Annotated in this window: 18 protein-coding genes; 4 read left to right on the top strand and 14 right to left on the bottom strand. The window is 71.1% G+C overall.

Features of this window, described 5'->3' with window-relative positions:
* Positions 1 to 139: 139 nt before the first annotated feature.
* Together ACFO6V_RS19505 and ACFO6V_RS19500 are read left to right on the top strand one after the other, a co-directional pair.
* A complete protein-coding gene (locus ACFO6V_RS19505; protein ID WP_377138126.1) occupies positions 140 to 1,201 on the top strand; it encodes a glycosyltransferase family 4 protein in 1,062 nt (353 codons plus the stop codon).
* Positions 1,198 to 2,472, top strand: coding sequence for a hypothetical protein (locus ACFO6V_RS19500; RefSeq protein WP_377138124.1), 1,275 nt, complete (start codon positions 1,198 to 1,200; stop codon positions 2,470 to 2,472). Before ACFO6V_RS19505 ends, ACFO6V_RS19500 begins: the two co-directional genes overlap by 4 nt.
* A gap of 19 nt (positions 2,473 to 2,491) precedes the next feature.
* Here ACFO6V_RS19500 and ACFO6V_RS19495 read toward each other — a convergent pair whose 3' ends face one another.
* From ACFO6V_RS19495 to ACFO6V_RS19450, 10 genes are all read right to left on the bottom strand, one after another.
* Positions 2,492 to 3,598 carry a hypothetical protein gene (locus tag ACFO6V_RS19495; RefSeq protein ID WP_377138122.1) on the bottom strand — a complete coding sequence of 369 codons (1,107 nt, stop codon included), beginning with the start codon at positions 3,596 to 3,598 and terminating at the stop codon, positions 2,492 to 2,494.
* Positions 3,599 to 3,609: 11 nt separating this feature from the next.
* Complete coding sequence (locus ACFO6V_RS19490; RefSeq protein WP_377138120.1) at positions 3,610 to 4,398, bottom strand: hypothetical protein; 789 nt, start codon at positions 4,396 to 4,398, stop codon at positions 3,610 to 3,612.
* 5 nt (positions 4,399 to 4,403) lie between these two features.
* Positions 4,404 to 5,465: a GSCFA domain-containing protein gene (locus tag ACFO6V_RS19485; protein ID WP_377138118.1), complete on the bottom strand. Its 1,062-nt coding sequence runs from the start codon at positions 5,463 to 5,465 to the stop codon at positions 4,404 to 4,406.
* A gap of 70 nt (positions 5,466 to 5,535) precedes the next feature.
* Positions 5,536 to 6,213: a sulfotransferase family protein gene (locus tag ACFO6V_RS19480; protein ID WP_377138116.1), complete on the bottom strand. Its 678-nt coding sequence runs from the start codon at positions 6,211 to 6,213 to the stop codon at positions 5,536 to 5,538.
* Between the two features lie 4 nt (positions 6,214 to 6,217).
* The gene (locus tag ACFO6V_RS19475; RefSeq protein WP_377138114.1) at positions 6,218 to 7,936 is read right to left on the bottom strand and encodes a DUF6270 domain-containing protein; all 1,719 of its coding nucleotides are present in this window, start codon (positions 7,934 to 7,936) and stop codon (positions 6,218 to 6,220) included.
* A complete protein-coding gene (gene wecB, locus ACFO6V_RS19470; protein ID WP_377138195.1) occupies positions 7,933 to 9,126 on the bottom strand; it encodes a non-hydrolyzing UDP-N-acetylglucosamine 2-epimerase in 1,194 nt (397 codons plus the stop codon). The genes ACFO6V_RS19475 and wecB overlap by 4 nt, the downstream gene beginning before the upstream one ends.
* Positions 9,127 to 9,140: 14 nt before the next feature.
* Entirely contained in the window at positions 9,141 to 10,271 is a 1,131-nt protein-coding gene (locus ACFO6V_RS19465; RefSeq protein ID WP_377138112.1) for an ABC transporter ATP-binding protein, read from the bottom strand.
* A complete protein-coding gene (locus tag ACFO6V_RS19460; protein ID WP_377138110.1) occupies positions 10,261 to 11,163 on the bottom strand; it encodes an ABC transporter permease in 903 nt (300 codons plus the stop codon). Before ACFO6V_RS19460 ends, ACFO6V_RS19465 begins: the two co-directional genes overlap by 11 nt.
* Complete coding sequence (locus ACFO6V_RS19455) at positions 11,160 to 12,890, bottom strand: glycosyltransferase (protein ID WP_377138108.1); 1,731 nt, start codon at positions 12,888 to 12,890, stop codon at positions 11,160 to 11,162. The genes ACFO6V_RS19460 and ACFO6V_RS19455 overlap by 4 nt, the downstream gene beginning before the upstream one ends.
* Complete coding sequence (locus tag ACFO6V_RS19450) at positions 12,890 to 14,200, bottom strand: glycosyltransferase family 4 protein (RefSeq protein ID WP_377138106.1); 1,311 nt, start codon at positions 14,198 to 14,200, stop codon at positions 12,890 to 12,892. The genes ACFO6V_RS19455 and ACFO6V_RS19450 overlap by 1 nt, the downstream gene beginning before the upstream one ends.
* Positions 14,201 to 14,340: 140 nt before the next feature.
* On the opposite strand from ACFO6V_RS19450, the gene ACFO6V_RS19445 reads away from it, so the two are divergent.
* Positions 14,341 to 15,393 carry an LCP family protein gene (locus ACFO6V_RS19445; protein WP_377138104.1) on the top strand — a complete coding sequence of 351 codons (1,053 nt, stop codon included), beginning with the start codon at positions 14,341 to 14,343 and terminating at the stop codon, positions 15,391 to 15,393.
* A gap of 110 nt (positions 15,394 to 15,503) precedes the next feature.
* On the opposite strand, the gene ACFO6V_RS19440 is transcribed toward ACFO6V_RS19445, so the two are convergent.
* Entirely contained in the window at positions 15,504 to 17,213 is a 1,710-nt protein-coding gene (locus ACFO6V_RS19440; RefSeq protein WP_377138193.1) for a phospho-sugar mutase, read from the bottom strand.
* A gap of 77 nt (positions 17,214 to 17,290) precedes the next feature.
* Entirely contained in the window at positions 17,291 to 18,130 is an 840-nt protein-coding gene (locus ACFO6V_RS19435; protein WP_377138102.1) for a purine-nucleoside phosphorylase, read from the bottom strand.
* An 89-nt stretch (positions 18,131 to 18,219) separates the two neighbouring features.
* On the opposite strand from ACFO6V_RS19435, the gene ACFO6V_RS19430 reads away from it, so the two are divergent.
* Positions 18,220 to 19,776 (top strand): NAD(P)H-quinone dehydrogenase, encoded by a 1,557-nt coding sequence (locus ACFO6V_RS19430; RefSeq protein WP_377138100.1) that lies wholly within the window; start codon positions 18,220 to 18,222, stop codon positions 19,774 to 19,776.
* 42 nt (positions 19,777 to 19,818) lie between these two features.
* Here the strand turns inward: ACFO6V_RS19430 and ACFO6V_RS19425 are convergent, their stop codons facing one another.
* Together ACFO6V_RS19425 and ACFO6V_RS19420 are read right to left on the bottom strand one after the other, a co-directional pair.
* Positions 19,819 to 20,283: a hypothetical protein gene (locus tag ACFO6V_RS19425; protein ID WP_377138098.1), complete on the bottom strand. Its 465-nt coding sequence runs from the start codon at positions 20,281 to 20,283 to the stop codon at positions 19,819 to 19,821.
* A 9-nt stretch (positions 20,284 to 20,292) separates the two neighbouring features.
* Positions 20,293 to 20,793, bottom strand: a complete 501-nt coding sequence (locus ACFO6V_RS19420) for an NUDIX domain-containing protein (protein ID WP_377138096.1) — start codon at positions 20,791 to 20,793, stop codon at positions 20,293 to 20,295.
* Positions 20,794 to 20,860: the final 67 nt, after the last annotated feature.

The following is a 20,860-nucleotide window of genomic DNA, read 5'->3' as shown; positions in this document are numbered from 1 at the left end:
CTGGTCTCCGTGCGGTACGACGACGGGACGGTCCGGACGACGGAGCTGGCCTGGTCCGAGGACCTGCCCCGGCTCGAGCCCGAACCGGTGCCCGCGGGGCCGTCGACCTTGGTCGGCGCCCAGGAACAGGAGCGATGACGTGGCCAGGATCAGTGTGTTCCCCTACTGGACCACGAACCCCTATCTGAACATGCTCTACATGGAGGCTCGTTCGCAGGGCTGGCGGGTCGACGGCAAGTGGCGCTACCACGAGCTGCTGAACGAGCTCCAGGTGCTCGAGGCCGGTGACATCCTGCACATCCACTGGACGAGCCCGGTCGCCGAGAACGTCAAGGACGTGGCAGAGCTCCGGTCGCGCATCGCGCGGCTCGACGGCGCGCTGTCCGGCGCCCGGTCCCGTGGCGTGGAGGTCTTCTGGACCGTGCACAACACCATCTCCCACGACACGGACTACGACGCCGAGGAGGTCGAGCTCGCGAAGGTGCTCGCCCGCCGGTCGTCCCGGATCATCGTGCTCAACTCGCAGACCGCCGAGGTGGTCTCGGAGTACTACGAGCTCCCGGCCGAGAAGGTGTCCCGTGTCCGGCACGCGAGCTACCAGGGCGTCTACGAGCCGTCGCCGGGGCGTCGAGCGGCACGGCGGCGGATCGGCACCATCCCTCCCGGTGACCTGGTCATCGGGATAGTGGGCGGGATCCGCCCGTACAAGGGTCTCGGTGACCTGCTGCGGGCCGCGGGCCTCCTCGCCGAGCGCAACCCCCGCGTCTCGATGCTGCTCGCCGGCGGCACCACCGCCGAGGCGATGGCGGAGATCGAGGCGGCGATGCCGGGGAACGTCACGGTGCACCGGCGTCACGGACAGCTCACGGACGAGGAGGTGGTCACCTGGGCCTCCGCGTGCGACCTGTTCGCGCTGCCGTACACGCGGATCCTGAACTCGGGGAGCATGCTGCTGGCCGCGACCCTCGGTGTCCCGTGCGTGGTTCCGGGCGAACCGCACCTGCGCGCGGAGTACGGCGACGAGCAGTGGGTCGAGTTCTTCGACGTCGAGGCCGCGTCCCGGGTGGATGCGCTGGCCGAGGCGATCGAACGCGGTCTGGACCGGCAGAACGGTGCACGGGCGCAGGCCGCGGAGCAGTTCGCGGCGTCCTACACGATGCACGACATGTCGGTGGACTTCGCGGAGCTGCTGCCGAGATGACCGTCGAAGCTCGAGAGCCGGAGGACGTCGTGACCGAGGTAGCCGCACTGCCCCGGGGCACCACGGTGCTCCACATCGGCGCGCCCAAGACCGGCACGACGTCGCTGCAGCAGTCGGCGGCCGGATCGCGTCAGCGGCTCCGTGCAGGCGGGGTGATGTACCCGGGCCGGTACGAGAACCACCGCCGGTTCGCGAGGTCGTTGCTCGGCTACCCCAAGGAACCCTGGCTCACGGGGCGCGCACCGGCCCACTGGTCGACGGGCATCCTCAAGCAGCTCGTGAACGACGAACGCGACTACGCGCTGGTGAGCAGCGAGACCTTCTCGACTGCCGACGCGCGCGACGTCGCGCGGGTCCGGGCGGCATTCACCATGCCTACCCACGTGGTGCTGACGCTTCGGCCGCTGCCAGGGATGCTCCTGTCCACGTGGCAACAGTGCGTCAAGAACGCGGAGTTCCGGCCCTTCGACGCGTGGCTGGACGAGGCGTTCCGTGAGCTGCCGATGCTGCGCATGCCCGGCGGCGACGTCTTCAAGGAGCGCGACGGCACCAACCTCGTGGGACGGTGGGCGGACGCGTTCGGCCCGGAGAACATGACGGTCGTCGTGCTCGATCCCACGGACCGCGACCACATCTTCCGGGTCTTCGAGGACTTGCTCGGACAGCGCCGCGGGACGCTGGAGCGGGTCACCGCCAACTCGGGCATGAGCGCGGTCGAGACAGAGTTCTTCAGGCAGGCCGCTGAGCGGATCTTCCTGGAGACAGGGTCCCGCGCCCGCAGAGACCTCTTCCACGGCGGTGCGGTGAACACCGTCATCGCTGAGCGGCCGCGGCGGACGGACGAGCCTTCGCTGCGGGTGCCTGAACGGGTGACCAGACATGCGGCGACCGCGGCGATCCGGATCGCCGAGCAGATCGAGTCCGCCGGCGTCCGCGTCGTCGGTGACCTCTCCGATCTCGCGGCGGCGGGACGGGTCGGTGACCCAGCGCCCCTCCCGGGGGAGGTGACGAGCGACCTCGCTCTGATCGCGGCCGGTGGACTGGCGCGACGCGCCGTCCAGCTCGGGATGCTGGACGAGGCCGACGCGCACCGGCTGCGCGCGTCCGCCGTACAGGAAGTCGGCGGCGCGCGGACGGACGGCGACGTCGCGGACCTGGCCGCCGCACCGCTTCCGGGAACGGCTCCGGCCGGCGTGCCGGAGCGGATCCCGAGCGAGCTCGCGCTGCGTGCCGTCATAGGCGTCTACGAGGGCGCACAGCGCCTGAGCTGACCTGAACAGGCCAAGCCTTCTACTGCTTGAGCGGCGTCGTGTGGTCGGCCGACCAGCCCGTGGAGCGGGCGAACATGCCCAGCAGCGCCTGGACCGCGAAGTCGAAGGGGACGACGTCGGGGTCCGCCAGCGCAGCGGAGTCGGCGGTGGGTACCGGACGCTCCAGCTCTGCCAGATCTCCGACGACCCGTACACCCGTCGACCGCACGCTGTCGGCCAGGATGCGCCCCGCCTCGACGCACGACTCGGCGGCCCACACCGGGATCCGCAGCTTGCCCTCGGACGCCTCGGGCTCGCGGCTGGACAGCAGGCGGTGGACGACGCCGTGGTGCACGAGGTTCCGGTGCTCGCGCGACGAAGCCTGCCACTCGCCGATGACCTGCTGGTTGAGCCGGTGGACGAGTGCCGCTTCCGCTGCGGACATGCTCCGGTTGGCGCCGGTGCCGACCGGGGGCTCGGAGTGCAGGATCCCCGCCGGGAGGGCCAGCATCGACTCGAAGGTGTCGAGCAGGCGCGTGGGACGGTCCTTCTCGAGGACGATGACCGTGATGTTCTCCGGGCCTACCGCAGCGGACCACCGTTCGAGCAGGCCGTAGCCGTCACGCCGGTGGAAGGCGCCGGACGCCTCGACGGTGGCGGGATCCTTGAGCACCCGACGAAGGTACGTGTCGAGCGACTCCGTGTTGCCCCGCTTGAGGCTCTCCTGCCAGTAGGACGGCACGAACGTGCCGAAGTTACGCAGGACCAGCGTCACGTGCACGGGGACCCGCCCGCCGTCCCCGAGGGCGTCGACGGTGCGGCGCGCCCCGTCCAGGTTCGTCGTGCAGATCATCTCGAAGGAGACGAGACCGCGCCTGGCCTCGTGCCGGTCGAGCTCCTGCTTGAGGTTCAGCCACCACTGCTCCTGCGGTGTCGGGTCGGAGAGATACCCGACCCGCAGCCCGGCGAGCCACGAGGTCGCCTTGTGGTGGTTCTCGCCCCGGCCCGGGTAGATGACACCCTCGTTGCGGAGCCTCTTCTTGAGTCGTGAGGCCGCGTACTGCAGCGCGGTCGACCCGGTCTTCGGCAGGCCGATGTGCAGCAGGCGAGCACCAGGCGGGACGGGATCGACCGTCTCGGCGGCCATGGGCGCAGGAATCATGACTTCTCAGGCCCGATGCGGACTACATGTTCGGCGATACGGGCAACCATGAGCTCCCCGTACAGCTCGTTCGCGTGGATGCGGTCGGCCTCGCCCTCTTCCCGCACGTTCTCGAACTCGGGTCGCAGGAAGCCGTCGGCGTCGGCCGCTTCGACGGGAGGCTCGATCAGCGCGAGATCTCGGCCGGCGAGCCAGTCGCGCCACACCTCCCGCGAGAGCGAGTCAAGATGCTGCAGGAGCTCGGGTCGGTAACCGTCCTCGGTCATGGCTGGGTGATTGCGTCGGGGCGGTGGCCCGGAGATCGCGAAGGCGGGAACGCCGAGAACGGCGAGCCGTTCGTAGACCATCCGTGTGCCTCGGTGATCCCACTCGAGCATGGCTCTGATCGCGTCGTCCGTCAGTGGGGTCAGTCCGCCCTGCGCCAGATGAGTCGGCGCGAAGGTGCGCCACATCGCGTCACGGTAGAGCCGCCGCGAGGTGTTCGCGACGTTGCAGAAGCCCCACGGGCTCGTCGCGGGGACCGTCTTGTCACCGGTCCATTCGGCAAGGTCCTGCTGGAAGCGTTGGTCGGTGAACGTGAGCGACCCCTGATCGACAGCGCCGAAGATGCCCGGTGTGAGCAGGTCCTTCGTGAGGCCGGTGAAGAAGATTCCTGCGTCACCGACCGCGAAGTGGCGTGGTGCGACCCGCTTGGCGTCGAGGTGCTTCGCCTGGCCGGCGACGGACTGCCGGGCCGCGCCGATGAGGCAGATGACGTGGGAGTTGCCCGCAATGTATGTCGTCACCGTCGTCATCGTCCGAAAGCCTCGAGGATCAGCTCGTCGCAGACGACGTCGTCCGCAGTTCGCTCAGGCGTCGTCGGGGCCGCGGTCGTATCCGCTGCTCGAACAGGTTTCGGCTCGCCGGTGTCGCCGTGCGCCGAGAAGAAGACATCCATCACCTGTGCAACGCCTGCGGCGGAGACCGACCGCAAGTTGGGCTCGTAGGCCAGGGCTCGCATCGGGTGCGAGGAAACGAGCTCGTAGGAGGGGAAGTAGTCGACGAAGTCGTACGTGTCGTACAGCTCGCTGCACACAGCACGAAGGATCGACTTCGAAGCGACCGTGGCGGGAAGGACGTGGGCACCGGACGCCGTAGCCGTCAGTGGAACCGGTGACACCGTGATCAGGAATCGCATCGCCGGGTTGATCGACCGCGCGTAGGCGATGAAGGACTCGAAGTCCTCAAGCACCTGTCGGAACGTGAAGTTGACGAATCCGTGCTTGGTCTCGTCGAAGTCCCCGTGGACCGTGCCTGGGCACGTCGGATAGATCGTCCCGTCCTCCAGGTTCTCCCACGCCTCGGTGAGTCCGAACGTGAAGACGAACAGGTCGGTCCGGGCGAGGAGCGAGTCCACGGCTCTCAGGTGTGCGTCGCGGTGGATGCGAAGCTCCTCGAGGCTCGAGTACCCACGGGGCTCGATCGAAGGTCGGTACGGGTCGTAGAAACGCTCGCCGTCGGTCCAGTACTCGTCGACGGGTGTGTGCTCGCCGCGCGCCCGCGCGAAGGTCTGCACGAGCTGTCGCGCGCTGTAGATGTTCCCGTATCGAGCGGAGTAGATCCCGAAGCCGAACTTGCTGTGCGCCTCCTCGGGCAGGGATGCGGGGGCCGGCTCCACGTCGACGAAACCGTAACCCCGGCTCTTGAACTGCCTGCCGATGTGCTGCGCGAAGCAGCTTCCGGCTGCGGTGATCCGAGTCGTTCGTGCGATCTCGAAGCGCGGGATGTACACGTCCGCGAACTCCATCGGGTTGCGCTGCGCAACAGCCTGCTTCCAGAAGGCGCGACTTGGGAGGTCCTGATAGGGATGCATGTCAACTTTCTTCTGGGGAATCGATGACGGAGGGCCGAGCGCTCACGCGTCGGGCGTGATCGCTGCTCTCTCAGTAAGAGTGCTTGCGCGTGAAGACGTCATTCACTCTTTCCTTGTCGAACGGTTCGCCGAGCCACTCGAAGAGCCCCTTGAGGGTTTCGGGGTCGGCGACATAATCGTTGTAGTGCAGCCGGTAGGTCCGGTTCGGGTACGCGGCCTCCAGCTCGTTGAACTGGGCTTCCGCGCGCTCGAGGATGGCGGCGCCGTTCTCCCGGTCCTTCCACCACTTGCTCGCCAGCACGTCGGCGTGGTCCCGGGTGTTGATGACGAACCGTGCCCGGGGGAAGAGGCGGACCAGGAAGTCGGCGTAGGGGCGCCAGTTGGAGTGCACCCAGCGGATCTCCTTGAACCCCGTCACGCGGGTTCCCGCCGGAGGCTGCAGCAGAGAGGCGAGCACGAGCGAGCGCAGCAGCGCGAGAGTCGTCTCGGGCGAGAACTGGTTGATCCCGAACCAGGGGTGCGACGGCGTGTCCGGCGACTTCTTGGCCGGGTCGGTGTGCTCGCGGCTCGCCTTGTCGAGCGTGTTGAAGTACGCGAACAGGCTGTACAGGGAGTCGCCGTTCTCGCCGCGGATCACGTAGCCAGGGATCGAGTTGAGGATGCCCTGGAGCAGGGTCGAGCCGGATCGCCCGTAGGTGACGATGAATACGCAACCGAGGGGGTCGCGTGCGGCGGCTGAGTCGTACACGGTTCTACTTTCCTTCGGCGGTGTACTGCTTGACGAGGCGCCCGACGTTGTGCCATCTCGGCAGCTCGCGGCCGAGCAGTTCTTCCATGAACCGGATGTCGTCGGCATAGAGCGCGTGAAGCGCCGCGATCTCCTGAGCGGTGATGGGGCTCTGCTTCTTGAACTGCGGGAGCCAGCCGACGTTACCGACCTTTACCTTGGGCTTGAGGGAATCCCAGAACTCCGGCGAGTCGCCGACCCGCAGGGCGCTGAGCGCCTCCTGCAGGTAGACGCGCGGACGCTCGACGAGGTCGTCGAAGACGAGCACCCGCAGGCGTTCCGGGCCGAGCGTGCGGGCCCAGTCCTCGTAGTGCCGCCGGTAGAAGCCGCGGTCGACGATCCCCAGCCGGGCCGGGGTCTGGAAGATGCCGGCGCCCAGCTCGATCTCGGCGTTCGAGAAGTGCCGCCAGTACGCCGAGATCGCTCGTTCGACGGGGTTGCGCAGGCTGAGCAGGACGGGCGCGTTCGGGTCCAGCATGTCCCGGATCGCGGCGGCCGTGTCGTGCTTCCGTGGCGGGGAGAACTCGCTCCGGGGGTCGGCCACCCAGAAGTATCCGGGTGAGCGGTGGCCACGCAGCGGCTTGCTGCCGTCCGCGAAGGGCTCGAGGAACTTCTGGATCTCCTCGTCCTTCGTGAGCCGACCGGGCCGGCTGAAGAACGGAGCGGCGTCCTTGACCACGTCGACGTGCGGATGACGGCTGAGCTGGTGCTGCAGCCACTGCGTCCCACCCTGCTGGGTGCCCGCGATGAGGAAGTTCGGACCGCCCTCCAGCCGCCGGAGCGGCGCGGCGGGGGCCTGTGCGTCCTGCACGGCACCGGCCAGCCGCTGCTGGACGCTCGCGCGCTCGGGCACGGTGCCGCTCGCGCCGGCCGCGCTCCCGGCGTCCTGCTGCACCGGCAGGTCCGCGGTCATCGTCCGGGTCGCGCCCGCCCCCCAGATCACCCGGCCCTCGGCACCCGTGAGCCGCTGCACGATGTTCAGGTACACGTTCTCCGCGTAGTGGAACGGCGCGTCGCCCCACGGGTGGGTAGCGCTGGACACGACCTCGGACGGGTCCAGCGAGATCACCTGCGTGGCCAGCGACTGCGCCGCGAACTGTGCGTACGACTGGAACACCGGGTTCGCGTCCCCGGCCGAGACGCCGAAGGAGTCCGGCGTCTTCTCGCCGGTCTCGGACCACTCCGCCCACGGGATGTCGAGCAGCACCACGGTGGCCTGCGGCATGTAGTGCCGCAGGCGTTCCCCGATGTAGCTGATCGCCGTCTGCCAGTACTCGAAGTGCTGCTGCGTGCCGAACGCGAGGTACTGGGCACCCTGGGGCAGGTACTGCTCGGCGCCGGACTGGATGAGCTCCAGCGACCGGGTGATCACCGACCCGTCGGGCAGCAGGTAGGCGCCCAGGCGCTCGTCGACGAGGTCGACCAGCACGAGGTCGGTGCCGGCAGCGGACGAGGCGATCTGCGGCCGCAGGCTCGACGCGAAGTCACCGGAGATCATCCGCTGCTGGAACTGCGACTCGAGGGTCGGCGGCGCCATGAGCTCGACCGGGCGGGTGTACGCGCTCAGCGCCGACTGGCGCGCCACGTACGCGACGAGCTCGAACTGCTCGGGATCCAGGTGTTCGAACGTGTCCCGCGACACGCACGAGCCGTAGATGAAGACCCTGGTCTTGCTCTTGCTCATACCCCACCCTCTGCGGAAACTGCCTCTGCGGAAACGGCGGTGAACTGCTCGTCCACCAGGTCGAAGTCGGGCAGCACGTCGGGCAGCACCGGCGCGAGCACGCGCGCCGTCGCGTCCAGCACCCGCTGCGCGCTGTGCCCGTCCCCGTACGGGTTGACGGCCTGCGCCATGGCGGCGTAGGCGGCCTCGTTCGTCAGCAGCCGGTTCACCTCGGCCACCACACGCTCCTCGGCGGTCCCGATCAGGCGGGCGGTGCCTGCTTCGACGGCCTCGGGGCGTTCGGTGTTGTCCCGCATCACCAGCACCGGCTTGCCGAGGCTCGGCGCCTCCTCCTGGAGGCCGCCGGAATCGGTGAGCACCAGCGTGGAGAGCGACAGCAGATGGGTGAACTCGCCGTAGCCCAGCGGCTCGGTCACCGTGACGTTCGACAGCCCGGCGAGGTGCGGCAGCACGGCGTCACGCACCACGGGGTTGCGGTGCACGGGCAGCACCACCTCGACGTCGGGGAACCGTCCGGCGATCCGCGCCAGAGCCCGGCCGACACCCTCCATGGCGTCGCCCCAGTTCTCCCGGCGGTGGGTGGTCACCAGCACCAGGCGACGGCCCGACGACGCCACCCGGGCGACCGCCGGGTCGGTGAACGCCGTCCGGCGCTGCACCGCGAGGTACAGGGCGTCGATGACCGTGTTGCCGGTCACCACGATGTTCTCCAGCTGGACGCCCTCGGCGACGAGGTTGGCGAGGCTCCGCAGGGTCGGTGCCAGGTGCAGCGCGGCGATCTGCGAGGTGATCTTGCGGTTCGCCTCCTCCGGGAACGGCGACATGATGTCGCCGCTGCGCAGCCCCGCCTCCAGGTGCACCACCGGGATCTGCCGGTAGAACGCGGCGAGCGCGGCGGCCGCCGACGTCGATGTGTCGCCCTGGACGATGACGGCGTCGGGCCGGTGCTCCGCGAGGATCGGGTCGAGCCGGCTCATGACCCGGGCGAAGATCTGCCCGAGCGTCTGGCCGTGGCTCATGATGTCGAGGTCGTGGTCCGGCACGATGCCGAAGACCTCGTTGACCTGGTCGAGCATCTCCCGGTGCTGGCCGGTGACGACGGTCATCGACTCGAACCGGTCGTCGGCCTCGAGGGCAGCGATGACCGGGGCGACCTTGATGGCCTCGGGGCGTGTCCCGTAGACGGTCATGACGAGGGGCCGGTTCACAGGTCGCCCGCCTCGGCCTGGAGCGCCGCGACACGCGCTGCCCTGGCCCTCGCCTGCTTGGCGTCGCGTCCCGTGGGGCGGGCATGCCGCTCGCGGACCGGTCCCTTGACCGGCTCGGGCGTGTCGAACCGCACCTCTGTCTCCCGTCGTTCGGCGAAGGCTTCTTCGAGAATCTGCTTGGCGTCGTCCGGCTTGTCCTTCGCATGGGCCCACGCCCACTTGCGGTACCGGACGGCGACGTCCTGGGCCTCGCCGTCGAGCACGAGGCGGCCGTGGTGCAGCCAGATGGCGCGGGTGCACGACTCCTCGATGGTCTGTGCCGCATGGCTCACGAGGAACACCGTTCCCGCTTCTTTCCGTAGGCGCTCCATGCGGACCTCGCTGCGTTCCTTGAACGCGGCGTCACCGGTGGCCAGGGCCTCGTCGATGAGCAGGATGTGGGGGCGTGCCGCCGTCGCGATGGCGAAGCGCAGGCGTGCGGCCATACCCGAGGAGTAGGTGCGCATGGGCAGGTAGATGGACTTGCCGAGGCCGGCCAGCTCGATGACGTCGGGGATGGCGGCCTGCGCCTCGGCGGGGGACAGGCCCATCGCCAGGCAGCCGAGCCGTACGTTCTCCTCGCCGGGCAGGTCGGGGACCAGCGCGGCGTTCACGCCGATGAGCACCGGCGTGCTCTCGGCCAGCACCTGGCCCTTGGTCGGCTTCTCCAGGCCCGCGATGATCCGCAGGAGCGTGCTCTTGCCGGAGCCGTTCTGGCCGACGATGCCGATCTGCTCGCCGGAGTTGGCCACGAACGAGATGTCCGTCAGCGCGCGCACCGTCACCTTGGGCTCCTGGCCCAGCGCGTTGAGCACCGTCCGCTTGAGCCTGGCGCGGCGGCCGCTGGACGTGTCGGTCGACGGCGTCCGGTAGAACATGCGCAGGCCCTGGACGGCGACCGTGGGCCACAGCACGGGAGTGCTCCCGGACCGTGGCGCGACGGCGGCGAGCTGGCCCGTGTGCGGCGGGGCCTGCACCGACATCGGGATCGCTCCCGTCAGCGGCCGCTGCACCGGCACCGGCATCGATGCGGGACGGCCCTGGCTGAGCTGCGGCGGCGGCATCGGGTAGTCGAGGTCAGCGGCCATAGCTCTCCTCCGCCTGCCAGAAGGTGATGAACCCGATCAGCAGCATGCCGACGGCCCAGCCGCCGAGCCACACCCAGCGCATCGGGTCGGGAGTGGTCGCGTACAGGACGCAGTCGCGCACGATGTCCAGCACGATGAACATCGGGTTCGCCTCGAGCACCATCTGGATGTCGGGCCGGTCCTTGAGCAGGTCGTCGAACGAGAAGAACACCGCGGACGCGTACAGCCAGATGCGCATCGACATCCTGATGAGGTTCGCGACGTCGGGCAGCGCGGCCGCCCACCGGGCCACCAGGAGAGACAGCCCCGTGGTGAACATGACCTGGAGCGCCAGGACGGCGGGCACCAGGGCGATGCGCCAGGTGTACTCCTCGACCGGGGGGATGAAGTAGATCAGCGCACCGAGCACCACGAGCGTGGGGCCCAGGTTGAGCAGGTTGCGCAGCACCACCGAGATCGGCAGCGCCGCCCGTGGGAACGTGAACGCCCGGATCAGGTTCTTGCCGGTCTGTACAGAGCGCGCCCCACCGTTGATCGATGCGGTGGTGAACTGGAACAGGAACACGCCGATCAGCAGGTAACCCAGGAAGTTCTCGATGCCCCGCGCGTTCTTCATCAGCAGGCCGAACACCAGGTAGTACACGGCGCCGTTGATCAGCGGGTCCAGGATCAGCCAGGCCTGGCCCAGCAGGCTCTGCCGCGTACCGCTGGTGACCTTGGCCCGCGCGTCCGCCCACAGGAAGTGCCGGCGTGCCCAGAGCAGGCTGATGTACTGCCCCAGCGGGGGCCGTGCGCCGACGCGCGACAGGTTGCCGAGCGTCACGAGCTTGGTGGTCGTCGGCGACGCGTCGAACAGGGCCGCGTACGACGAGGTCTCCGGGCCCGAGCTCATGCCTTCACCCCCAGACACTCCCGGTAGATCCCCAGATACGTCTCCGCGTTCCTCACCCATGTCCTCTCGATGGCCACCGCCCGGCCCAGCTCGACCAGCTCGGCACGCCGTCCGGCGTCGTCCAAGAGGGTAGCGACCGCATCGGCCCAGCCGGCCAGATCATCCGCGCCGACGTGCAGCCCCGCGCCGCCCACGGCCTCCACCAGGGCGGGCAGGTCGCTGGCGACCACCGGGCGGCCCACCGCCATCGCCTCGACGGGCTTGAGCGGGGTCACGAGGCGCGTGACCTCGTGGTCGCGACGCGGCACCAGCACGACGTCGAGCGCGGCCAGCCAGGTCTGCGCCACGGCCGGCGGTACCCGTCCCGGGAGCACCACGTGGTCGGCGACGCCCAGCTCGTCCGCGAGGCGCGCCAGCCCGGGCCGCGAGACGCCGTCGCCCACCAGCAGGCCCGTGACGTCGTGCCCGCGGGCGCGCAGCGTGGCCACCGTGCGGACCACCGTCTCCAGGCCCTCGTAGTCGACGAGGCTGCTCACCGTCCCGATCGCGGGCCCGGCCGCCAGGCCGAGCGCGGCCCGCGCCGCCTCCGGCGTCGGGTGCTGCGCTGCGATCAGGCTGTCCGGTACCGCGTTCGGCACCACGGTGATGTGGTCGGCGGGGACGCCGCGCGCCACCAGCGCGTCGCGCATGGTTCCGCTGAGCGTCACCACGGCGTCGGCCGCGAGCGCGAGCTCGGTCTCCTTGGCCTGCATCAGCGCCCGACGGCGGGACGACGCCGCCCGGGCGCGCGCAGCGGGCGTGCCGTGCGACGCCACCCAGGTCTCCTCGGGCAGCCCGCGCACCTCGTAGACCCACGGGATCCCGAGCCGCCGCGCGGCGGCGCGCGCCAGGCTCCCGTTGGTCGACGGCGTGGTCGTGTGCAGGACGTCGGCGCCCGCGTCCCGCGCGGCCTCGGTGAGCAGGTCGGTCTCCTGCGCGATCCGGCGCGCGACGTCGGACGCCATGCGGTCCGGGACCAGCCGGTGGTAGGTGACGCCGTCGACGACGTCGGTCCCGCGGGCCGTGAGCGACCCGATGGTCAACGGGTAGCCGGGGCGCGTGGTCGCGACCGCGGGCGTCCCCGCGGCGCGCTGCGCCATCAGGATCGCGTGCGAGCGGAGCGTGTAGCCGCTCTGCGTGTGCGGCAGGGAGTTGGTCAGGTGGTGCAGCACCGTGATGCCGCCCGGGCCCGGTGGCCCCGGGGCGGCGTCGGGCGCCCGGGTGGCCGCGTCGTCCGCCGGCTCCGGCTGCAGCACGGCCACCTGGGCGCGGAGCCCGGCGGGTGCGTCCGGTCCGATGGAGTCGGCGTCGCCCAGCAGCCAGGCAGCCCGGTAGCGCGCGGGTCCTGCCCCGTCGACGTCGTCGAGCAGCTCGGGCCTGCCCACCGCGACGGCTACCTCGGCCGCGACCCGGCGGCCCCGGCCGTCGTGCCGTGCCAGGAGCTGTTCCGCCTCGTCCGCCGCGCGGGTCGCGTCGCCGGCCAGCATCCGCCCCAGCGCGTGCGAGGCCGACGGAGCCGGAGCGAACCCGAGGGCGCGCACCAGGGGCCGGCGCAGCGGCTCCGGAGCCCGCCGGGTCGCCTGGACGGCGAGCCAGAGCGGATCCTCGACGAGCGTGCGCGCCACGAACGACGTGGTGAAACGGAGATTGCGCGCGAGCTCGCTCGCGCGCTGGAACGGCAGCGCCATCAGACCCGGGCCCTCCGGTCGAGCGGGGCGTCCGGCACCGGGCTCGGGAGCAGGGCGTCGAGGAGCTCGGCGTACCGGTGGCCCAGCACCCCGTCGCTCGCGTGCTCGGCGACCCAGGCCGCGGCGTCGGCCGACGCCGCGGGCACCACGCCGTCGGACAGCCAGCCGCACCACAGGTCGGCGAGCCCCTCGACGTCGCCGGGGCGCACGACGGCGCCCGCGCCGTTGATCGTGACCAGGTTCGCTGCCTCACCGGCCAGGCTCGCCGAGGCGAGGACACCGGACGCCATCACCTCGTACAGCTTGGACGGGACCGTCCACTCGAACGGCTCCCAGTCCCGCAGGGAGACGACGACGGTGTCCGCCCAGGCGTACAGCTCGCGCACCTGGGTGGACGGCACGGAGGGCTCGACGCGTACCGGCGCGCCGAGCTCGGTGGCCAGCTGCCGGAGCGGTTCCAGCTCGTTGCCGTGCCCCACTATGCGGACGTCCAGCGCGTGACCGCGCTCCTGGACCAGGGCGGCGGCGCGCACGGCGACGTCGAGCCCCTGCGACCGGCCGACCGTGCCCGCGTAGACGACCCGCAGGGGGCGGCCCGCGAGGCGCACGGGAGCGTTCTCACGCACCGGTTCGAACGCCGTCCCGTTGCGGACCACTGCCACGTTGCGGACGCCGCGTGCGCGCAGGACCTCGGCGAACGCGGCGGTGGTCGTGACCACGAGATCCGCCCGGGTCTGGAGGCGCGTGACGGTGCGGTGCACCACGCGCGCCGCGAGATCACGGAGCCGACGGCGCAGGCCGCCGGGCCGGTCCCGGCGCAGGAGGATGCCGCTGGGCTGGATGAGGTCGGGCCAGGCGTCACGCATCTCGACGACGAACCGGGCGCGGTGCCAGCGGGCGAGCGCCCAGCCGGCGACGACGCTCGGGATCCCGGGGACCGTCGCGATCACGACGGCAGGCCGGCCGGCGGAAGGCCGGATGCCGTACAGGACCGAGCTGATCGCGGCGACCGTCTGGTCCGCGGCCCGAGATCCGAGCCCGTGAGAATGCTCGCGGAAATTCACCCGGATGATCTTCTCGCCGTTGGTGCCCGTCTGCACGGAACCAGGCAGGTATGAAGGTGAAGAGTGGGTGATCTTTCCCGACGGGTAGTGTGGCGGAGGCGCCAGGACGGTCACCGGAAAACCCACGGTGACCAGGTGTTCGATGAGTGCTCCCCAGCGTCGCTGGGGTGCTCCCGTCTCGGGTGCGAAATGGTGCGTGACCAGGAGGATCGAGCGGTCCTGTGGCTGTCTCGCGCCAGCGTTCACTGCGACTCCCCTCACTGTTCGGTGCCACCTGGGCGGGCACCGAGGTTCACCCCTGAAACGACGCTCCGGTTGCGGGCCAGGCTCAAGAGTAGTAGTCGCGTTCGCCACTATGATCAATATCTATGGCCGCACCTGATCGAATGAGCGATCTTCTCGCCCCGCCCAACCCGGTGGACGGGGATCTACGTCACGCCCGGCGCGCACGTCGGAGCCGCGGATTTGTCGCCGGCCTCGTGGTCGGCGCCCTGCTGCTCGTGGGCGGGGGAGGTGTCGCGGCCTACTACGCCTACCGGATGTCGCTCGACGACAATCTGGAGCGGATCGACCCGTTCGCCGACGTCGATCCCTCGACGCGGCCCAGCGCCCCCGCGGTCGAGGGCCCGACGGCACCCGTGAACATCCTGGTGCTCGGCTCCGACAGCCGGATCTCGGCCGGCGACCCGACCCAGTGGGAAGCCGGTGCGCAGCGCACCGACGCGATCATGCTCGTGCACCTGGCGGCGGACCGGAAGTCGGCGGCGGCGATCTCCATCCCCCGTGACTCCTGGGTACCCATCCCCGGCTACGGCGAGGCCAAGATCAACGCCGCGTTCTCCTACGGCGGCCCAGCCCTCATGATCCGGACGGTCGAGGACCTGACGGGCGTCCGGATCGACCACTTCGCGGTGACCGACTTCGAGTCGTTCGAGGCTCTCACCGACTCCTTGGACGGCGTCGAGATCACGGTGCCCGACGGCAACGGCGGCTCCGTGCGGCAGGCGATGACCGGCGAGGAAGCACTCGAGTTCGCGCGTGAGCGGTACGCATTGGCGAACGGCGACTTCGGCCGCGTGCAGCGGCAGCAGGCCTGGATGCGGGCGATCGTGGCCAAGGCGAAGAACAGCATGAGCGATCCCCTGAAGATGGGCAGCTTCCTCGAGGCCATCACCAGCTCGGTGGCCGTCGACGAGGGCCTCACGTTCGACAAGATCCAGGATCTCGTCATGGGCGCCCAGGACATGGCCACGAACGACATCACGTTCATGACCGCGCCCTACTCCGGCACCGGGCGCAGCGCCGACGGGCAGTCCATCGTCGTGCTCGACCGGGCGGTGTTCGACCCGCTCATGGAGGCGGTGGCCAAGGACGAGGTGCCGGAGTTCGTGGAGGCCAACCCGGACGCCATGGACGTCCTTCCTGCGGTCGTCCAGTAGCTCGACCAGCCCGTCCCGGGACGCCGAAGTAGAGCGCCTGTCCCCGTTCCTCTTGAGGCTCGCCTCACGCGGAAGGGGACAGGCGCTCTACTTCGGCAGTCGCCCTCGGGTTAGAGGCCCAGCGCCGTTCGGATGTCTGCCTGGACCCGGGCCAGGCGGTCGCGCGCGGCCACCCGCGCCGCGGACAGGGTGTTGGCCGAGGCGTCCGGGTCGACCGGCGACACCACCTCGATGTAGCACTTGACCTTGGGCTCGGTGCCGCTGGGCCGCACGATCACGCGGGTGTCGTCGGCGGTCAGCAGTACGACGCCGTCGGTGGGCGGCAGGCCGTCGAGGCCTTCCGCGAGGTCGCGCACGGAGTCCACGGGCGAACCCGCCAGGACGGACGGCGGCGACGTGCGGAGCGCCGCCATCGTCGACTCGATCAGCGCGAGGTCCTCGAACCGGGCAGACACCTGGCCGGTGACGTGCAGCCCGCAGGCGCGGGCGACGTCGTCGAGGCGGTCCAGGAGCGTGCGGCCCTCCGCGGCGAGGCGGTTGGCCAGCTGGGCGACGGCGACCGCCGCCGAGAGCCCGTCCTTGTCCCGCACGTGCTCGGGGTCGACGCAGTAGCCGAGCGCCTCCTCGTACCCGAACACGAGGCCCGGGGTGCGTGAGATCCACTTGAAGCCGGTGAGCGTCGTGGCGTGCGCCAGGCCGTGCCGGGCGGCGATCGCCGCCAGCGCGCGCGACGACACGATCGAGCAGGCCAGCGTGCCGCCTTGCCCACCCTGCGCCGCGCGCTCGGCCGCGTCCCAGCCGAGCAGCATGCCCACCTCGTCGCCGTGCAGCATCCGCCAGCCCTGCGAGGACGCTGTCTCCGCACCCTGGTACGTCCCGTACTGCGGGTCGAGGACGGCGACGGCGCAGCGGTCGGCGTCCGGGTCGTTCGCGATGACGAGCTGCGCGTGGGCGTCCTGGGCGAGGGCGAGCGCCATGTCGATGGCGCCGGGCTCCTCCGGGTTGGGGAACGCCACGGTGGGGAAGTCCGGGTCGGGCTCGGCCTGCTCCTCGACCGGTACGACGTCGGTGAAGCCGGCCTCGGCCAGCGCCCGCGCGAGGGCCGCGCCGCCCACCCCGTGCAGCGACGTGGTGACGATACGGAGCTTGTTGCGCGGCTCGCCGTCGTGCAGGGAGGCCACCGCCGCGTGGTAGTCCTCGGTGATCTCGCTGCCGAGCACGGTCCAGCCGGACTCGGCGCGCGGCACGTCCTTGGCGGCGCGTACGAGCGCGATCTCACCGGCGATCAGGGCGTCGTACGGCGGGACGATCTGCGCGCCCTGGCCGGCGTCGGTGACGACGCGACCGCCGAGGTACACCTTGTAGCCGTTGTCGGCGGCGGGGTTGTGGCTCGCGGTGACCATGACGCCGGCGTCGGCGGACAGGTGCCGCACCGCGAACGCGAGGACGGGCGTGGGGCCCGGTGCGGGCATGAGCAGCACCTCGGCACCGGCAGCGACGAGTACCGCCGCGGTGTCGCGGGCGAACTCTGCCGAGCGGTGCCGGGCGTCGAACCCGACCACCACGCGGGGGGTGCCGCGGCCGAACTCCTTGGTGAGGAAGGCGGCGAGGCCGGCGGCGGCGGTGATCACCACCGCGCGGTTCATCCGGTTCGGGCCGGCGGCCATGGCGCCGCGCAGGCCGGCCGTGCCGAACTGCAGGAGGCCGGAGAACCGGTCGGCGAGCTCGGCGACGGCCTGCTCGCCCACGTGGGCGTCGGTGGTGCGGGCGACCAGGTTGCGCAGGTCGGCGACGTCGGCCGGGTCGACGTCGGCGGCCATCCAGGCCTCGGCGCGCGTGACGAGATCAGGCGTGGAGGACGCCTCGGTGGTGGTAGGCAGGTTGGCGGACACGGGCGTCAGACCTGCTTGATCACCCGAGCGAGCAGGTCGCTGATCCGCGGCCCGGCTTCCCGGCCCGCCTCCAGCACCTCCTCGTGCGAGAGCGGGTGGGGGCTGATCCCGGCCGCCAGGTTCGTGGCCAGCGAGATGCCGAGCACGTCCATGCGGCAGTGCCGGGCGGCGATGGCCTCCAGCGCCGTCGACATGCCGACGAGGTCGGCGCCCATCAGGGAGGCCATCTTGACCTCGGCGGGCGTCTCGTACTGCGGGCCGTGGAACTGCGCGTACACGCCCTCGGGCAGGTCCGGGTCCACGCTGCGGGCGACGTCGCGCAGGCGCGGCGTGTACACGTCGGTCATGTCGGCGAACTTGGCGCCCTCGAGCGGCGTCTGCCCGGTGAGGTTCAGGTGGTCCTTGATGAGGACGGGCTGGCCGGGACGCCAGCCGATGTGCACGCTGCCGCAGCCGTTGGTGAGGATCACGGTCTCGCAGCCGGCGGCCGCGGCGGTGCGGACGCCGTGCACCACGCGACGGGGCCCGAGGCCCTCGTAGAGGTGGGTGCGGGAGCCGAGGACGAGCGCGTGCCGTACCGCGCCGTCGGGCCGCTCGAAGCGGATGGACCGCGTGGTGGCCAGGTGGCCCTTGACCGCGGGCCCCCGGAAGCCGGGGATCTCGGCGGTGGGGATCTCGGCGACGACATCACCGATCAGCTCGGCCGCACCGCCCCAGCCGGAGCCGAGGACGAGCGCGACGTCGTGCCCTGGCACCCCCGTCTTGGCCGCGATGTACTCAGCGGCCGCCGCAGCGACGTCGAACGGGTCGGTCGTCGGGTCGTCAAGATCCAGGTCCGTGCTCATGGTCCGAGGTTAACGCCACTTTCACCGTGGCACGCGCGCACACCCCCCTGGGAATCCTCGGCAGCCGTGGACGATGCGAGAATGAGACCGTGACCCCCCTCGATCCCACCGTTGTCCCGCCCCACGTCGTCGTCGTGGGAGGTGGACCCGGCGGTTACGAGGCGGCGCTCGTGGCACGCAGCCACGGCGCGCAGGTCACCGTGGTCGAGCAGCAGGGCATGGGCGGTGCGGCGGTCCTGACCGACGTCGTCCCCTCCAAGACCCTCATCGCCACCGCCGAGTGGATGACGATCGCCGACCGTGCCCCGGAGCTCGGCATCCGCATGCCCGACGACGTGGTGGACCCGCTGTCCGACGTCAACGTCTCGCTGGCGACCGGCGGCATCCCCGTGGTGTCCGCGTACGCGGCTCCCGCGCAGGCGCTGGGCGGCGCGGGCGTGCAGGCGGCCGCGTCCGCCGCCGGGACGGCCGAGGAGAAGCGCAAGCACTTTGTGGACCTCCAGGCCGTGAACAAGCGCGTGCTCGCGCTCGCGAAGGCGCAGAGCGCCGACATCCGTGGCCGGCTGGAGCGTGAGGGCATCCGGATCGTCCACGGCAAGGGGCGCCTGGACGGGCCGGCGCGCGTGGTCGCCGAGCTGGCCGACGGCGCCACCGAGGTGCTGGAGGCGGACTCGATCCTCCTCGCGCTCGGCGCGACCCCGCGCACGCTGCCCACCGCGGTACCGGACGGCGAGCGGATCCTCACCTGGACGCAGATGTACAACCTGCGCGAGCTGCCCGAGCGGCTGATCGTCGTGGGCTCCGGTGTGACGGGCGCCGAGTTCGCGGGTGCGTACAACGCGCTCGGGTCGGACGTGGTGCTGGTCTCCAGCCGCGACCGCGTGCTGCCCGGCGAGGACGAGGACGCCGCCGAGCTGCTCGAGGGCGTGTTCCGCTCGCGCGGCATGACGGTGCTGTCCCGCTCGCGCGCCGCGGGCGCCGTGCGGACGGACGACGGCGTCGAGGTGACGCTGTCCGACGGTCGCGTGGTGCACGGCTCGCACGTGCTCGTCGCGGTCGGTGGAGTGCCCTCGACGTCGGGCCTCGGGCTCGAGGAGGCGGGAGTCCGGCTCTCGGAGTCGGGGCACGTCGTCGTGGACCGCGTCTCGCGCACCTCGGTACGCGGCGTCTACGCGTCCGGCGACTGCACGGGTGTGCTGCCGCTCGCCTCGGTGGCCGCGATGCAGGGACGGATCGCCGTCGCGCACGCCCTGGGCGACGCCGTCCAGCCGCTCGCGCTGCGCACCGTCGCGTCCAACATCTTCACCGCGCCCGAGATCGCCACCGTCGGCTACAGCGAGGAGAAGCTGCGCGCGCAGAACTCCAAGTTCATCACGACGACGCTGCCGCTCGCGCGCAACCCGCGCGCCAAGATGCTGGGCATCAAGGACGGGTTCGTGAAGCTCTTCGCGCACCCCGAGGCGGGCGTGGTGCTCGGCGGTGTCGTGGTGGCGCCGCGCGCGTCCGAGCTGATCTTCCCGATCACGCTGGCCGTGCAGCACCGGCTGACGGTGGAGGACGTGGCCTCAGCGTTCACGATCTACCCGTCGCTGTCGGGCTCGATCGCCGAGGGCGCCCGCGTCCTGGACGCGCGAGTAGGCAAGTAGAGCTCAGGCTCTGCGGCCCTCACCCTGCGCTGCACCTCCGGCTCAGGCGACGCTCGCGTCGAGGATGATGCGGCCGTCCTCGATCTTCACGTGCGAGACCGTCAGGCCCGGGACCTTGGCCTCGAGCAGGCGTTCGACGTCGACGGCGATCCGGGCGTCCGGCTGCACGTCCACGACGCCCGGCGGCAGGCCCTGCTTCGCGACCTCGTGCTCGATCGGCGCGGCGGCGAGACTGAGCAGCCGGTGTGCCGGCAGCCCTGCGGCGTTCACCTCGACGGTGAGCGTCGCTACGCCGCGCTCGAAGGCGGCCAGCTTGACGTCGGCCCGCACGATCGGCGCGATCTTTACGGCCAGCTTGAGCGGGCCCGGCAGGTCCTCGAGCCGGCGCAGGTCCGCGACCACGCGGATCACGTCCCCGTCGCCGACGACGGAGGTGATGACGGGCGGGGCCTGCTTGGCGATCCTCGCCAGGCCGAGCACCTCTTCGGGCGCGATCCGGATGTGCACGAATCGACCTTAACCCAGCATCGTGAGCAGCCGCGGCAGAGCCTCGCCGAACGCCGGCAGCAGCGTCAGCGAGCCGAGGTCCGCCAGGCCGACCCAGCGGACCTCGAGGCTCTCCGGATCGGCCGCGCGCGGCTCGATGCGGTAGCCGGGGGCGACGTCGGCCACGACCGTCGTGTACGTCCACGCAGGGTGCTCCAGCACGTGCGTGCCGACGACGTGCACGGCGGCCGGGTCGATCGCCGCCTCCTCGGCAGCCTCGCGCAGGGCGCCGGCCGCCGGCTTCTCGTCCGGCGCCAGGGCGCCGCCGGGGATGCCCCAGGTGCCGCCCATGTGCGACCACAGGGCACGGTGCTGGAGCACCACGTCCGACGGCGCCCCGTCCGCGCCCCGGCGGACGAGCAGCAGCCCGGCCGCCCCGAACAGACCCCAGTGCCGGTGGTCCCCGCAGGTCACCCAGCCGTCTCCGCCATGCCGGTGCAGATCGGTCGGGGGTACGGTCGCGTTCGGCACTGCGTCAGTCTGTCAGGTCGGGGCGGTGCGTGTCAGGCTCTACCGGTACCGCCTGAGCCTGCGGTTC

The sequence above is a fragment of the Promicromonospora alba genome (genome assembly GCF_042654905.1).
Classification (GTDB): Bacteria; Actinomycetota; Actinomycetes; order Actinomycetales; family Cellulomonadaceae; genus Promicromonospora; species Promicromonospora alba.
This window is presented reverse-complemented; position numbering and strand designations above follow the sequence as displayed.

What these genes read in the sequence shown, in the direction of transcription:
- ACFO6V_RS19485 (WP_377138118.1), bottom strand. Translation starts at nt 5,465, where the DNA reads ATGCATCCCTATCAGGACCTCCCAAGTCGCGCCTTCTGGAAGCAGGCT.
- ACFO6V_RS19495 (WP_377138122.1), bottom strand. Translation starts at nt 3,598, where the DNA reads ATGGCCGCCGAGACGGTCGATCCCGTCCCGCCTGGTGCTCGCCTGCTG.
- ACFO6V_RS19475 (WP_377138114.1), bottom strand. Translation starts at nt 7,936, where the DNA reads ATGAGCAAGAGCAAGACCAGGGTCTTCATCTACGGCTCGTGCGTGTCG.
- ACFO6V_RS19435 (WP_377138102.1), bottom strand. Translation starts at nt 18,130, where the DNA reads ATGAGCACGGACCTGGATCTTGACGACCCGACGACCGACCCGTTCGAC.
- wecB (WP_377138195.1), bottom strand. Translation starts at nt 9,126, where the DNA reads ATGACCGTCTACGGGACACGCCCCGAGGCCATCAAGGTCGCCCCGGTC.
- ACFO6V_RS19440 (WP_377138193.1), bottom strand. Translation starts at nt 17,213, where the DNA reads ATGGCCGCCGACGTCGACCCGGCCGACGTCGCCGACCTGCGCAACCTG.
- ACFO6V_RS19465 (WP_377138112.1), bottom strand. Translation starts at nt 10,271, where the DNA reads ATGGCCGCTGACCTCGACTACCCGATGCCGCCGCCGCAGCTCAGCCAG.
- ACFO6V_RS19455 (WP_377138108.1), bottom strand. Translation starts at nt 12,890, where the DNA reads ATGGCGCTGCCGTTCCAGCGCGCGAGCGAGCTCGCGCGCAATCTCCGT.
- ACFO6V_RS19460 (WP_377138110.1), bottom strand. Translation starts at nt 11,163, where the DNA reads ATGAGCTCGGGCCCGGAGACCTCGTCGTACGCGGCCCTGTTCGACGCG.
- ACFO6V_RS19500 (WP_377138124.1), top strand. Translation starts at nt 1,198, where the DNA reads ATGACCGTCGAAGCTCGAGAGCCGGAGGACGTCGTGACCGAGGTAGCC.
- ACFO6V_RS19445 (WP_377138104.1), top strand. Translation starts at nt 14,341, where the DNA reads ATGAGCGATCTTCTCGCCCCGCCCAACCCGGTGGACGGGGATCTACGT.